The organism is Zhongshania borealis (genome assembly GCF_039539625.1).
In the GTDB taxonomy this organism is placed as follows: Bacteria; Pseudomonadota; Gammaproteobacteria; order Pseudomonadales; family Spongiibacteraceae; genus Spongiibacter; species Spongiibacter borealis.
On record NZ_BAABDM010000010.1, the window covers coordinates 93,061 to 106,967 of the forward strand.

Below are 13,907 nucleotides of genomic sequence, written 5' to 3' on the forward strand. Positions count from 1 at the left end.
GTTAATTGAGGCTAACCATGAACCCGAGAAAACTGCGTAATACCGCTAAGCTTATTGTTTTAGCGGTCAGTGTTCTGTGTGTATCCAGTTGTGGTGGCAGCAGTAGTTCGCGACCTGCGACGAATACGGGTGTTGAGCTAGGAAGCGAAGACCTGCTAGAGACAGGCTTACAGGGCCAAGTGCCAATGGCGGATCAGCTAAGTGGCCGCGCGGCGCAGGGTTACCACAAAGGTCTGCGTTTGGTGGGTCAAAACACCATCTTAGATCGTGGTGCAAACTTCTCGATGGCGTGGCTGGACGATTGTGCCTATGTAACCACGACCTCGCCGGGGCAAATATTTGGGCCGACATCCTCGCCCTATATCGACCCTCAATACAGCGCACTCAACGGCATGGCGGTTATTGACGCTTCTGATCCTGAGAATCCTGAGTTAATCGATATACTGCAAAGCCCAGCCATGATCGCGCCGCATGAATCCATTCAGGCGAATCAGGCGCGGCATATTATTGTCGCGACGCGGGGCGGCGGCACGGCATTTGATGTTTATGATGCGACGGATTGCCGTAAACCCGTGCTAACGGCGTCGATCAATATTGGTGTGGGCATCACCTTGCCAGCGCTTCCTGATTTACCTGGTGGCATTGGGACCATTGATCAGGGTTTGCCCTTCATGGGCCACGCGATGTGTATAACTGACGACGGTTTGACTGCTTACGCCACTAGCTCTGCGCAGAGCAATGCAGTGATTGACTTGACCGACATAGAAAACCCAAGCTTGATTCAGTTGTACTCACCGGCCTCCCATGATTGTGGCTTAAACCCCGAAGGCACCCGGCTATACCAAGCGAATTTTGGTTTTGTGTCGCTGGGGCTGGGGCTGCCCAATGGCCCGGCAGTGGGGCAAAATGGCATGATGATTTTAGACGTCAGCGGATTCCAAGATCGCAGCACGCCGCCGTCACCCTTCATGTTTGGCACGCAACCGCCGCTGGTTGGCTTTTTGGGGTGGAGTAATTTATTGGACGGCGAGGCGCCAAGCGCCGGCTCCCATACCGCGCGCTGGTTTAAAAATGGCGGTCGCACCTATGTTTATTCCAGTGATGAGTGGCCGACGGCGGGTGTCTGTCCTTGGTCGCACAGTCGGATAATTGATGTTACTGATGAGGCGAATCCCGTAAAAGTGTCGGACATCATTCTCGACGTCAATAAATTGGAAAACTGCGCCCAGACTGAAATCGATATCGCAAACTACTCCGCGCATTACGTGGGCTTTGATGATGTCAATAATGCGACCACGTTGTTTATGAGCTATTACACCGGTGGTTTGCGTGTTTGGGATATTCGCGACCCAGCGAATCCATTCGAAATCGCCTATTGGCATCCCGCACCTAATCCCAATACGCCGGCGGTTTTTCTGTCAGAGGGGTTTGGTAGTTCTGGTGATCGCTGGGATTCCGTTGCGACCTATATTCGCTATCGGCCTGAAACCGGTCATATTTGGCTGGCCGCCTATAGCGCGGGCTTTCAGATTCTGGAGTTCACTGCCAGTGCCGGGCCAACTGCACCTAAACCTACCGGGCCTTAAGTGCCGGGACGGTAATAACCATGCTGTTTAAGCGCGGTATAAGTAGGGCTGAAAACAAAACATGGCAGGCCTGGGGGCTCGGGCTGGGTTTGGCAGCTTATACGCTGCCGGGCTGGGGGCATTCCTTCGGAACGCTCTACACCTTGCCGGTGCCGTTCTGGTTATACGCTTGGGGTTGTTCTGCCGCACTATTGCTTTCATTTTTTCTTGTTGCGTATTTTGCTCGGCAACCAAGCCCTGCGCCGCCACCGCCTACGCTCATTCCAAGCGAACAAGACAAAAATCACTTTGTACTCCCTGGTAGCGTAATTTTTATTCTGCGGGTGCTTAGCGTCGGTGCCTTATTACTGTGTGTCGCCAGCGGATTGTGGGGCACGAGCAATGCCTATTTGAATTTTAATATGACCTTTTTTTGGATCATATTTGTTTTAGGTTTTACGTATTTTAGCGCCTTGGTTGGCGATGTATATCCGCTGCTAAACCCATGGCAAACACTGGTTGGGGGCTTGGCTCGGTGTTTGAGGATTGATTTTTCGGGTCGAGTTTCCTGGCCGCAACGCCTAGCATATTGGCCGGCATTACTGCTGTATATCGGGTTTATCTGGCTTGAGCTATTTGGTGAAACCGGGCCACGAGGTTTGGCTTACTGCTTGATCGGCTACGGTCTGTTGAATGTCATCGCTGCGTGGTTATTTGGCCGTGAGGCATGGTTCAAGCGCGGTGAGTTTTTTGGCGTGCTATTTTTCCTCGTGTCGAAAATGGCGCCGATTACCATTTGCTCTGGCGAGGCGCGGCTGCCGCGCGGCGCGGTGCTATTCAGGCGACCGTTTTCGGGTCTTCAAGGTGGCAATGCGGCGTCCATGAGCGAGCTGTTGTTTGTGCTGTTTTTATTGTCTTCAACGGCATTTGACGGTTTGCATCAGACCAATATTTGGGCGAGTGTTTACTGGCAGGATTTCGCGGGTATCTATCGCGACTGGCGTGGCCAAAATATTGTGCAGGCCTATCCCGTACTAAAGACAATGCACGGGGTGTTTGAGTCTGGCGTTTTGTTTTTGTCACCCTTGTTCTATCTGGCGGTGTTTTATTTTTTCCTGGCGATTGTGCGTCGTCTGACTAAATTTCGGGTGCCTTTGCAAACACTGGCTTTGCAATTCACCTACTCGTTGCTGCCGATTGCTTTGGTTTACCACATTACGCATTACTACACCTTGATTGGTAGCCAGGGAGTGATGGTCGTACGGCTTGTTTCGGACCCCTTTGGTAGGGCTTGGAATCTGTTTAATACTGCGCATTGGCGCCCGAGCTCTGTGGCGCCCAATATGGATTGGGTCTGGCATACCCAAGTGGGGTTAATCCTGTTTGGTCATGTGCTGAGTGTCTATCTTGCGCATCAAGAAGCGCAGTCGGTCTTTCCACTGCGTCGTCAGGCAACCCTGAGTCAATTGCCGATGCTGGTTTTGATGATCCTCTTTACTTGCTTTGGCTTGTGGATTTTGGCGCAACCCGTCACCGCCACGCGTTTGTAGTTATTCCGTATTCTGAGCTAGTAAATAGCGGCTTAAAATACCATCCATTGCGGATTGTTCTCATTGCCTAGTTCACCCAAATATTGGCGTTCTAGGAATTTTCCCTGCTCGTTTTTCAGAGGGTCAGTCTCGACCTCTAAATAGAGCGTGAAGGGCACACCGCGATGTAGGCCAGCTTCGCCAAGATGAATAGCGGCTTCATATTGGCGGTGGCCACTCGACATTGATGAGGTGCCCTGGGCATGGCGATAAATTCCCCAGTCGCTAATAGCGTATTTTTTCCAGCGCTCATTGTCATTGTTTGGCGGTTTTCCCTGCCAGCGAAAGTGGGTTTGCCGAATGCTGGTGATGCCTGCGCGCCTGCCGATATGTATGCGCTCATTCACAAGGTTGTCGTTAAGCCCGGCGTGCAAATAAATTCGTAGTTGGTCGTAGCCGCCTTGGCTTGTTTCCCTTGGGGTATCGCAGGCAATAAAAAGCCACTGGCCATCCGTTTTTAGATAGAGGGTGGTGTTGAATTCTTCATCGACAACAATTGGGGTGGCATCGCCCCACTCGCGATCGTCAATGATGCCGTCGAGTGTTGCGTGCTGCACACTGCTGGCGATGCGCAATACCGGTGTATTCGCCGGGGCTATGCGCTGCTGGGCGAGCAAGCTGCGGGCTGTTTTAATTTGTTTCTCTATTTGGCTGTCGTCATAGCTGCTGCTTTTGGCTGAATTTTTTCTGGCGATATACGCACCGCTGTCTAACTTGTCGTGGTACAAAGAATCAAAGGTATCCCTTGCGCCGATCTGCGTGCTGTAATCCTTCGCCTCTACTGAGCGGGGTAGGGAGGCTGCTTTGGAGCGCCCTATAATAGGCGACTCTGTGGCCTTCGCTTGCGCTGGGTGGCTATTGAAAAGCGGAGTGGCGGGGCTGTCTCGAAGCAGAAAATAGTAAGCTAGCGCGCCAAAAATAAGCGTGTCGACCAGAAAAAATAGAACTATGTGAGATTTTTTAATGCTGATTTTTCTAGGTTTTTTGAGACCGGCTTCCTGATGTGATTCTTTAAAATACCAGGGTTTGTCTAACTTTAGTTGCGCTAAGTTCCGGTCGATTGCTGTTTTTGCGTCGACGAGGCTGCAATTTGTCGCTTCCCGGTATAGTTTTATCGCTTCAATGGTTTTTCCGCGAATAAGGGCTTTTTCAATATTGTAGGATTGCAGGGCAGTTAATGGCATTTGGCTATTATCTCCGTAGCACTGTATTCAAATGTCACCGCACATGGCGCGCGTCACTAGGCTAAATCCTGCAGTTTTTGTAGGGATTCAACGTGTACACTGTTGGTTTGCTGGCGGAACAATACACCGGCTTGTGTGTTCTTAGATTCATTGCACTGTATCGTGTTGTCTTTACCTTGAAAACCTTCTCGCCATCTACTTAAGTTTTCCGGCAGAGAACGTCACCGTCTATGGAGTTGTTATGGAAAGTCCCCAACAGAACAGCGGACAATCACTTGAGTATGCCGGGTTTTGGGTGCGCGTCTGGGCGTCTATTATTGATACCGTACTTTTTGGTTTACTGCTTGTTCCCATTTTCGCGCTGACAATGGGCGACGCTCAATGGTCGAGTATTGAACGCGACGGCATGCATGCCTCGACGATGAGCTTTCAAGGCATGGGCATGAGCGGTGGCTTAAGTATGCTGCTCAACTATATTTTGCCTGCGGTAGTTGTTGTTATTTTTTGGGTCTACAAATCGGCAACGCCGGGTAAATTGCTCCTTAAAATTAGTATCGTCGATGCTAAAACCGGTGGTAAACCTTCAACTGCACAGTGGTTGATCCGGTATCTCAGCTATTATATTTCTGCCTTCGTCTTTATGTTGGGCTTTATTTGGGTTGGCCTAGATCGGCGCAAGCAGGGTTGGCACGACAAGCTCGCTAGTACCGTTGTCATTAGCAATAAGGCCAAAGAGCCTGTTCAGTTTCAAGATTGATGAAATTACCTCAAGCAACCAGTTGTAAGCCAGGCGATACACTGGTTTTTAGTGTTGCGGTGAATGGCTATCATTGGCGCTATCGCCGCCTGCTCCGTACGCAAAAGCAGTATGCTGACCGTCATGGTTATACCCATGTTGTTATTGATCGCCCCTTGTTCAGTATGCTCGGCAATGAAACCGCATGGCTTAAACTGTCTGTTGCGCTGCGGGCGCTGGAGTCCGGATACCAGCGTGTATTTTATATCGATGCAGATGCTGAGGTCCGGGAAACAACGCCGGCGCTAGAAGCAATTGTTGAAGCAGATAAAAGCATCTATGCTGCGCGGGGTTACAGTGATCGTATCAATTCCGGGGTGTTGTTGTTTGTTAATACGCCGGCTTCACGCGCTTTTCTTGACAAAGTAATCGACAATATCGATACCCCGCTACCGCTTGAAGATGACGTTGGTTGGGGAGAAAACGGCCATATTATTCATTTTCTCCGCAATGAAGCCGCGTTTTGTGAGTTGCCGGCGAGCTGGAACAATAACCACTCACCAGATTTAAACGACTATATTCGTCACTATAGTGCAGGTCCACTTCGTGAATATTATTCTCCTGCTTGGCAAGACCGGGTGGCCTTTATTGGTTTGAGCTGGCCTGCTCGCCTGCTTCGGGCGATTCATCGTCTTGCCTCGCCTGCGCCCCAAGTGTCTTCAGTGTTACCCATTTTAACTGCTCGCACAGTGAAGCGATTTCGCAATTTGCAATATAGGGTGTGACGCGAGGCAATTCGATTTTCAAAATGCGAATAAGCCGCGATTGAATTGCATATCTAATTGATTATAAAGGATATTATTTTTGGCATGGTGTCTGCAATGTTGGTGGTAATTATTTAATTCCACCCGTACAGGCACATAACATGAAATTTAAACTCACTGCTCTAGCCGCTCTTAGCCTCGCCAGCACTCAAGTATTCTCTGCGCCATTTACTCAATGCCCAAGCGAAGGATTTTTGGTCCAAGATAAAGTAGCTCGCCTCTATTCTGTAAACCTTGCAGGTAGTTTTCAGCGCGAGATTGCGCCGAGTGGATGGACCTCGGCAAAGCTGAATGCCCTCGCATTTAATACTTTTGATAATTACCTTTACGCCTATGACTATGCCCTTGGCGACATTGTCAAAATCGGTGAAGACTTCAATGTTCAAGGTATTGGTGCAGAACTTGGCGGTATGTCGTTTTATGTCGGTGATATTTCGACTGACCAAAACCTTATGTATCTCTATCGCAAGGGCAGCGGTATTTACCGTGTTTCTCTTGATGACTCTGACCCGGACTTTGCTAAAGCAGAGTTAGTTGAAAACTCACAAAGTTTCGCTCCTGCCATTTTCGACATGGCATTTCACCCCTACGATGGCAAAGCCTACGCTGTTGATCGCAATGGTGTACTGCTGCAGATCGATGTTGAAACGCCTGAAAATAGTATTGAACTGGGCAACGTAGGGCAGTCTGGTACTTTTGGTGCTGCCTATTTTGACGCATCGGGCTACCTCTATATTTCAAGTAACAGTGATGGCTATGTCTATCAGATCGATGTTGCGGCTTCAGTGCCAACGGCAACGCTTTTCTTTAAAGGGCCTGCTAGCAGCAATAATGACGGCGCGCGTTGTGCCTTTGCACCATTAAGTTCTACGGAAACGGCGGCGACTGACTTCGGTCGCGCACCTGACAGCTATGGCACTACCCTAGCTGAAAATGGTGCGCGTCACGGTGCGGCAAATCCTGAATTGTATTTGGGTGACATCGTTAGTTATGAAGCCGATGCGCATTTAGTGGTAGTCGATTCGTCTAATGATAATGATGGTGTGCAGCTGCTAACCGACCTCCAGCTGGGTCAGAAAGCACTGTTGCAACTTACCGCGAGTAATACTGGATTTGTGTCTGCCTGGATCGATTTGGACGGTAATGGCGAATTTGACACCGATGAAGTACTCATCAGTGATTTGGCGGTGGCTTCGGGGGTTAATCGTACCGCCATCGCAATCCCTAATAGTGCGGTAGCGGGTGAAACATGGATGCGCGTGCGCTTCAGCTCAGGCGAAAGTCTGGCCCCCACCGGTGGTGCAGCCGATGGCGAAGTCGAAGACTACCCAGTAACTATCGCGGTGGGCGGCACGACTGAGCTGTACTATCCCCGCAAAGACACCTACGCGACCATCGCCTTTGAAGACAACTGGCCGCTAACCGGCGACTACGATATGAATGATGTTGTTATTCGCTATAGGTTAAGCCAAACCACCACTGATGATCAGTTGAACGCGATAAAACTAGAGGGTGAAGTCGTTGCGATGGGTGGCAGCTACCATAATGGCTTTGCTTTGCGGCTGTCGGGGCTTGATCGCAATATGATTGACGAAGCGAATATCGCCTACACGATTAATGGCGCTGATCCCGGCTTTTCACCGCTTGAGGCGGACCGTCAGGAAGCGATTATCATTGTTGCTGAAGACTTGTACGACTACGTAACTCCTGGTGAAGAGTGCAAGTATTACCGCACCGAGGCCGGCTGCGGTTCGTCAATACAAATGACTTTTTCCATTACCGTTCCTGTCGTTGCCGGGGTGAGCGCCACAGAGCTGGGCGAGTTTCCTCTCGATCCCTTTATTTTTGCAACGCCTGGTTTTGAGCGCAGCTATATCTTTGGTGAGGCTCCAGGTCGTCGCTTTGAAATACACCTAAAAAACCAAGCGCCGACAGAGGCGTTTCAGATGAGCTTCTTCGGACGTGGTGAAGACAGCTCCGTGCCGGCCAATGGTGAGTACTTTGCCAATACTAACGGGATGCCTTGGGCTCTAAACATTCCCTACGAGTGGCAGCACCCGCTCGAATATATGGACATCACCTATGCCTATCCCAAATTTCACGAGCACGTTCGTTCGAAAGGCACCACTAATCTGGACTGGTATTTAGAGACTGAAGGTCTGGCTCGCAATATTTTTTCTAACTAAACTAAATAGACACCGCGTTATAAAACACGTGAAAGGGAATCTTAAAATGAAATTAGTGCATATTACATCGATTTTAATGACTACTAGCGTTCTTGTGGCCTGTGGTGGCGGGGGCGGCGGAGGTAGTGAATCAGCCGACACTGCAAATGCTGCGGGGGGGAATTCGGCGCAGCAAACAGTTACCGAAACGCCAGTAGTCGCTGAGCCAGTAATACAGCAGGGTGACGTCACTACCGCAGAATTACTTGTTGATCGGGCCTATACGCTCAAACAGGAGTTCCCTTTGGCGATCGACGTGACACCGATAGATCAAGCTGTAAGTTATCTCTCAATCTGTAGCGAATTTGATCTTGATCAGCCTGAATACGCTATTAATTACGACAGTTGCCTTATCCGCACCGCAGTAGATGGCCCTGCTAGCTATACCTTGCAGGTGCCGAATGCGGTTGAGGCTCTTGTGGCCGTGCGCTGGCAGTACGAGGCTGGCACTGAGCCTGTCTATAGCTTTTGGGTTCGCGAACAGGACGGCGATGCGTTTTCAGTTCGCTAGACGCGATTAGCTTCTTGAATATTTCTAAAAACGACCCGTCTAATTCAGGTGATTTCTACACTTTGATTAGACGGGGTTTTCGCTCTAGTTAAGTCTGCTAAGCCCTAGGCACTGCCATATGTGGTTTTGCTCCGGACTCTTTGAAATTTCCTTTCTTCTGGCACAGCTCTACTCCTTGGCTCCGTTCTGTTTGTTTGTTCGAAAAAGCAGCAAATATGACCAGTGTATGCATTCATTCGAAATCAACAATAAGAATAATTAATGTTTTGCGGAATTAATTGGTGTTATATTTACGTATATCGTAGTTCTATTGGGCTGCGTATTGAGGTTTTGGGGTGGCCCGACACTGTTACAGGTCTTTTCCGTTTAGGTGAGCAAAAGGAGTACTCGTGAATAAGCAAATGAGTCTGCAAGAGATGGTTGGTCAGTTGTGTGACGGCATGACCATCGGTATTGGTGGCTGGGGGCCGCGCCGTAAGCCAATGGCGCTGATTCGCGAGATTCTTAAATCTGATCTAAAAGATCTAACGATAGTGGCCTACGGTGGTGCCGATGTCGGCATGCTGTGCGCAGCAGGCAAGGTTCGCAAACTGGTGTTCGCCTTTGTCTCTTTGGACTTTATTCCCCTGGAGCCTTATTTTCGTGCCGCGCGGCAGGCTGGCGGCTTGGAAGTGATGGAGATCGATGAGGGAATGATGCTCTTGGGGCTGCGTGCTGCTGCTTGGGGTTGCCCATTTATTCCGACTAAAGTGGGTTTGGGTACCGATGTCATTAAGTTTAACCCCGACATTAAAGTCATCGACAGCCCGTATGACGAGAAAGAGTGGGTTGCGATGCCTGCGCTCAAACTCGATGTTGCGCTCGTGCATGTCGACCGCGCTGATGTGCGCGGTGTATGCCAAATTAAAGCGCCAGATCATCACATGGACGATTGGTTTGTTCGCGCTGCGGATAAAACCTATGTGACCTGCGAAGAAATTGTTGAGGCCGAGGCCTTTGCTGATCCGCTTGAGGCGCGTTCAGTGTTTTGGGAACGTAATTTCACCACGGGTGTGGCGCTGGTTCCCGGCGGTGCGCATCCCTCGTCGTGCAGCCCTAACTACGGTTTTGATATCCCGCATTTCCAAGAGTACAACGCCACCGCCAAAGAAGGGGGCTTTGCCGCCTACTTTGATAAATATATTAAAGGCAGTAGCGAAGCAGAATATCAGGCCAAAGTTGGCGGCTTAGATGCCATTCTCGCGCTACCCCAGCCCGTCTATTAATCGGTTATCAGGAGATAAATGAAATGAGCACACCTGCAAGCGATTACAGTTTGGCGGAGTTGATGATTTGTGCAAACGCCTCGGCTTATGCAAACGACGGTGAGGTATTGGTTACCGGCATTGGTGTTTTACAGCGCATTGCCGCCAGTCTGGCCATGCTAACCACTAACCCCGGCATTATGATGACTGACTCAGAGGCGTGGATTTTGTCTGAGCCGAATCCAGTGGGTAAGCGGCCCGCTGACTTTGTGCAAAAAAATGAAAACTGGATGGGCTTCAGCCGCATTTTTGACAACGTTTGGAGCGGCCGTCGTCACCTTACCGGTGGGCCGACGCAAATAGACCGTTTTGGTCAGTCTAATATTTCTGCCATGGGCGGCGATTACCAGAAACCTAAAGTACAAATGTTGGGTGTACGGGGTTTCCCCGGTAATTCAATTTGTCACGCTAATAGCTATATGGTGCCGGCCCACGGTAAGCGCGTATTTATCGAGGGTGAGTGCGATGTGGTTTGCACTATTGGTTATAACCCTGAGCGTCTGCCTAAAGGCTATAGCTTCGATGAGATCGATTTGCGCTGCGTCTACACCAATCTGGGTGTGTTTGATTTTAACGGGCCAAATCGCCAAATGCAGATAGTGAGCTTGCACCCTGGGGTTAGCGTAGAAGAAGTGATCGAAAACACCGGCTTTGACGTGCATATACCGGAAACCGTCGCCGTTACCGCGGCCCCGACCGAAGATCAGCTGGCCATTATTCGGCAAATGGATCCTCACAATCTGCGCAGTAAGCAGCTGAAGGATAATCCACCGGGAGTGCGCTTGTGAGTCGGGCGTCGGACGTCAGAAGTCTAACGATGGTTTTACGTCCGACATCCGACCTCAGTCGTTAGACCTTATCACCCTAGGCTGAATACACCATGTCAAACCAACTAAACACCCGCATCACCGAGCTCCTCGGCTGCCGTTATCCGGTTATTCAAACGGCGATGGGCTGGGTGGCAGACCCCAATTTAGTCGCAGCTACCGGCAATGCTGGTGGCTTTGGTTTTCTGGCAGGCGCGACGATTCCACCCGCGCAGATGGAAGCAGATATTCTCAAGGTTAAGTCGCTCACCGATGCTAACTTTGGGGTAAATTTTCATATGTATCAGCCCAATGCGGCTGAGATTATCGATCTGGTCATTAAACACAAGATTAAAGCCGTGAGTTATTCCCGTTCGCCGGGCAAAGACATGGTTGCCAAACTAAAAGGTGCCGGTGTGGTGTGTATGCCTACTATCGGTTTGCCGAAGCACGCTATAAAAGCCGTTGAGATGGGCGCAGATGCGGTCACGGTGCAGGGCGGCGAGGGCGGCGGTCACACTGGCTCGGTGCCAACAACCTTGTTATTGCCGCAGGTGGTCGACGCCGTCGGTGCGCAAGTGCCGGTGCTTGGCGCGGGTGGTTTTAAAGACGGAAGGGGCTTGGTTGCGGCTATGGCCTTTGGCGCCGACGGTATTGCCATGGGCACCCGGTTCTTACTGACCAAGGAAAGCCCGGTTCCTGACGCCACCAAGCAGCGATATTTAGAGTGCAAAAATCCTGCAGATATCATTGTTTCGCAAGCGCTCGACGGTATTCAGCAGCGCATGATTCTCAACCGCTTTTTAAGTGAGTTAGAGCGCGCAAGTGCACTTAAAAAATTGTTGATTGCGCTGCGCAATGGTTTGGCGTTTCGCAAATTCACCGGTGCGAGTGTTTTTGGTTTACTCAAGTCGGCGCTAGCAATGAGTAAAGACGGCGAGCTAACGCCAGCGCAGGCGATTATGTCAGCCAATGCGCCAATGATTATTCAAAAAGCCATGGTCGATGGCCGGCCCGACGACGGCGTGCTGCCCTCTGGGCAAGTTGCCGGCGTCATTGATCAGCTTCTGAGTTGCGAAGAATTAATTAGTGGTCTAGTGGCAGAAGCCGAGGCCCAACTACAGCGTCTATGTGCGCAGGGGACAAAATAATGAGTCTGCCATTTTCTACCCGCATTGAAAGCGGTATTGCCGAAATGATTTTTAATCACCCGCCCGTTAATGCGTTTAACAGTACTGGCTGGTTGGCGATTGCCGCTGAGCTAAATGCCTTGGGCGAAAACCCTGAGGTTCGCGCCATCATTATTGCCGCGGAAGGCCGTGGTTTTTGCGCCGGTGTTGATATCAAAGAACTGGCTGCTAATAGCGCGATGATCACCAAAGTGAATAAAGGTAATTACGATACCTTTAAAGCAATACATCGTAATCCTAAGCCTGTTGTAGTTGCTGTGCACGGTTTTGTGTTGGGCGGCGGAATCGGCATTAGCGGCGCAGCAGATGTGTTAGTTGCTTCCGAGTGCGCGACCTTTGCCGTGCCAGAAGTTGATCGCGGTGCTATGGGCGGCGGTGCGCATTTGCAGCGCATGTTCCCAGTACAAAAAGTTCGTTATATGTATTTTACTGGTGAGCCGATTGATGCTCAGGAAGCATACCGCCTAGGGGCCGTAGAAAAAGTTGTGCCACGGGATCAACTCCTCGATACCGCCAGAGATATCGCTCGCAAGATAGCGGCTAAATCACCGCGTATGGTGCAGTTGGCTAAAGAAGCATTGAACGGTATTGAAGATGGCAACCTAGAAGATAAATACCGCTGGGAGCAGGGCTTTACTCAAGAAGCCTATGCGGATCCAGATTCCCAGGAAGCCAAAGACGCGTTTGTAGAGAAGCGCGACGCGAAGTTTTGACGGGCGAGTCAGACGTCAGGCGTCTGACTAAACCGCGAGATACTCAGAAATTTTGGAAATCAACATGCAACTTGAATACACCGAACAACAGAACGCCTTCCGCCAAGAGGTCCGCGCTTGGCTTGCTGCCAATGTACCTGCAGAACCGCTGCAGAGCTTCGATACTGAATTAGGGTTTCAGCAACACCGCGAGTGGGAAGCAAAGCTCTACGAAGGCCGTTGGGGCATGATTACGTGGCCCGAAGAGATGGGTGGCCGCGGCGCTGATTTGTTGCAGTGGTTGATTTTCGAAGAAGAATATTATGCGGCGCGGGCACCGCTTAGGGTTAACCAAAACGGTATTTTTTTACTCGGTCCCACTTTGATGGAATACGGCACCGACGATCAGAAAAAACGCTTTTTGAATGGCATGGCAACCGGTAAAGATATTTGGTGCCAAGGTTGGTCTGAGCCCAATGCCGGTTCTGATATGGCAGCAATTCGCTCCACGGCAACATTGAGCGAAGACGGTAGCCATTACATTATTAATGGCCAAAAGACGTGGTCTACCCGTGCAGTGTGGGCGGATTGGTGCTTTGGTATGTTTCGCACCGATCCCGAGTCGGCACGGCATAAGGGCCTGACGTTTATTCTGGTGCCACTGGAAACCGAAGGCATCACCGTGCGACCCATACCGCAGCTAGATGGTTTGCCCGGCTTTGCTGAAATCTTTTTTGATAATGTGAAAGTACCTGTCGATTGCCGCCTGGGCGGCGAGGGTGAAGGCTGGAGTGTGGCGATGGCCACAGCCGGTTTCGAGCGAGGCTTAATGCTGCGTTCGCCCGCGCGCTTTCAAGAAACAGCCAAGCGTCTTGTTAATTTGTACAAAGCCAATCAGGAATCGGCTGATCAAGATCCTGCTGTTCGCGATGCAGTGCTACGCGCCTATATGGACGCTGAAGCCTACGCCCTAACAACGTATCAAACGGCCTGCCGATTAATGCAAGGCGGAAAAATTGGTGCTGAGGCGTCTACCAATAAAATATTTTGGTCTGAGTTAGATCAGCAGATGCACGGCTTAGGTTTGAAAATTTTGGGGGCGCGGGCAGAGCTGCTGCCACATGCGCCAGATGCTGGCGACGTTGGTAGTTGGTTAGACGGTTGGTTGTTTGCCCAATCGGGGCCGATCTATGCGGGAACCAATGAGATACAGCGCAATATAATCGCAGAGCGCTTACTAGGCATGCCGAGGAAATAACGCAGCGATCTTGTTGCTCCCTG

Annotated in this window: 12 protein-coding genes; 11 read left to right on the forward strand and 1 reads right to left on the reverse strand. The window is 50.5% G+C overall.

Translation table 11 applies throughout. The features are described from left to right. Positions 1–17 precede the first annotated feature (17 nt). Together ABD836_RS17315 and ABD836_RS17320 are read left to right on the forward strand one after the other, a co-directional pair. Positions 18–1,586: an LVIVD repeat-containing protein gene (locus tag ABD836_RS17315; RefSeq protein ID WP_344938413.1), complete on the forward strand. Its 1,569-nt coding sequence runs from the start codon at positions 18–20 to the stop codon at positions 1,584–1,586. Positions 1,587–1,606: 20 nt separating this feature from the next. Further along, positions 1,607–3,115 (forward strand): hypothetical protein, encoded by a 1,509-nt coding sequence (locus ABD836_RS17320; protein ID WP_344938415.1) that lies wholly within the window; start codon positions 1,607–1,609, stop codon positions 3,113–3,115. A 32-nt stretch (positions 3,116–3,147) separates the two neighbouring features. On the opposite strand, the gene ABD836_RS17325 is transcribed toward ABD836_RS17320, so the two are convergent. Beyond that, positions 3,148–4,338, reverse strand: a complete 1,191-nt coding sequence (locus ABD836_RS17325) for a hypothetical protein (protein WP_344938417.1) — start codon at positions 4,336–4,338, stop codon at positions 3,148–3,150. 241 nt (positions 4,339–4,579) lie between these two features. Here ABD836_RS17325 and ABD836_RS17330 point away from each other — a divergent pair, with 241 nt between their 5' ends. The 9 genes from ABD836_RS17330 (at position 4,580) to ABD836_RS17370 (ending at position 13,884) form a co-directional block, all read left to right on the forward strand. Continuing rightward, a complete protein-coding gene (locus ABD836_RS17330; protein ID WP_344938419.1) occupies positions 4,580–5,095 on the forward strand; it encodes an RDD family protein in 516 nt (171 codons plus the stop codon). Then, the gene (locus ABD836_RS17335; RefSeq protein WP_344938421.1) at positions 5,095–5,859 is read left to right on the forward strand and encodes a hypothetical protein; all 765 of its coding nucleotides are present in this window, start codon (positions 5,095–5,097) and stop codon (positions 5,857–5,859) included. Before ABD836_RS17330 ends, ABD836_RS17335 begins: the two co-directional genes overlap by 1 nt. A gap of 140 nt (positions 5,860–5,999) precedes the next feature. Beyond that, a complete protein-coding gene (locus tag ABD836_RS17340) occupies positions 6,000–8,084 on the forward strand; it encodes an LruC domain-containing protein (protein ID WP_344938423.1) in 2,085 nt (694 codons plus the stop codon). Positions 8,085–8,130: 46 nt separating this feature from the next. Beyond that, a complete protein-coding gene (locus tag ABD836_RS17345; RefSeq protein WP_344938425.1) occupies positions 8,131–8,634 on the forward strand; it encodes a hypothetical protein in 504 nt (167 codons plus the stop codon). A 389-nt stretch (positions 8,635–9,023) separates the two neighbouring features. After that, entirely contained in the window at positions 9,024–9,899 is an 876-nt protein-coding gene (locus ABD836_RS17350; protein ID WP_344938427.1) for a CoA transferase subunit A, read from the forward strand. Positions 9,900–9,922: 23 nt separating this feature from the next. Next, a complete protein-coding gene (locus ABD836_RS17355; protein ID WP_344938429.1) occupies positions 9,923–10,726 on the forward strand; it encodes a CoA-transferase subunit beta in 804 nt (267 codons plus the stop codon). A gap of 92 nt (positions 10,727–10,818) precedes the next feature. Further along, on the forward strand, positions 10,819–11,895 hold the full coding sequence (locus tag ABD836_RS17360; protein ID WP_344938431.1) for an NAD(P)H-dependent flavin oxidoreductase: 1,077 nt from the start codon (positions 10,819–10,821) through the stop codon (positions 11,893–11,895). Then, positions 11,895–12,647, forward strand: a complete 753-nt coding sequence (locus ABD836_RS17365; RefSeq protein ID WP_344938434.1) for an enoyl-CoA hydratase family protein — start codon at positions 11,895–11,897, stop codon at positions 12,645–12,647. Before ABD836_RS17360 ends, ABD836_RS17365 begins: the two co-directional genes overlap by 1 nt. 64 nt (positions 12,648–12,711) lie before the next feature. Further along, complete coding sequence (locus tag ABD836_RS17370) at positions 12,712–13,884, forward strand: acyl-CoA dehydrogenase (RefSeq protein ID WP_344938435.1); 1,173 nt, start codon at positions 12,712–12,714, stop codon at positions 13,882–13,884. The last annotated feature ends 23 nt before the right edge of the window (positions 13,885–13,907 follow it).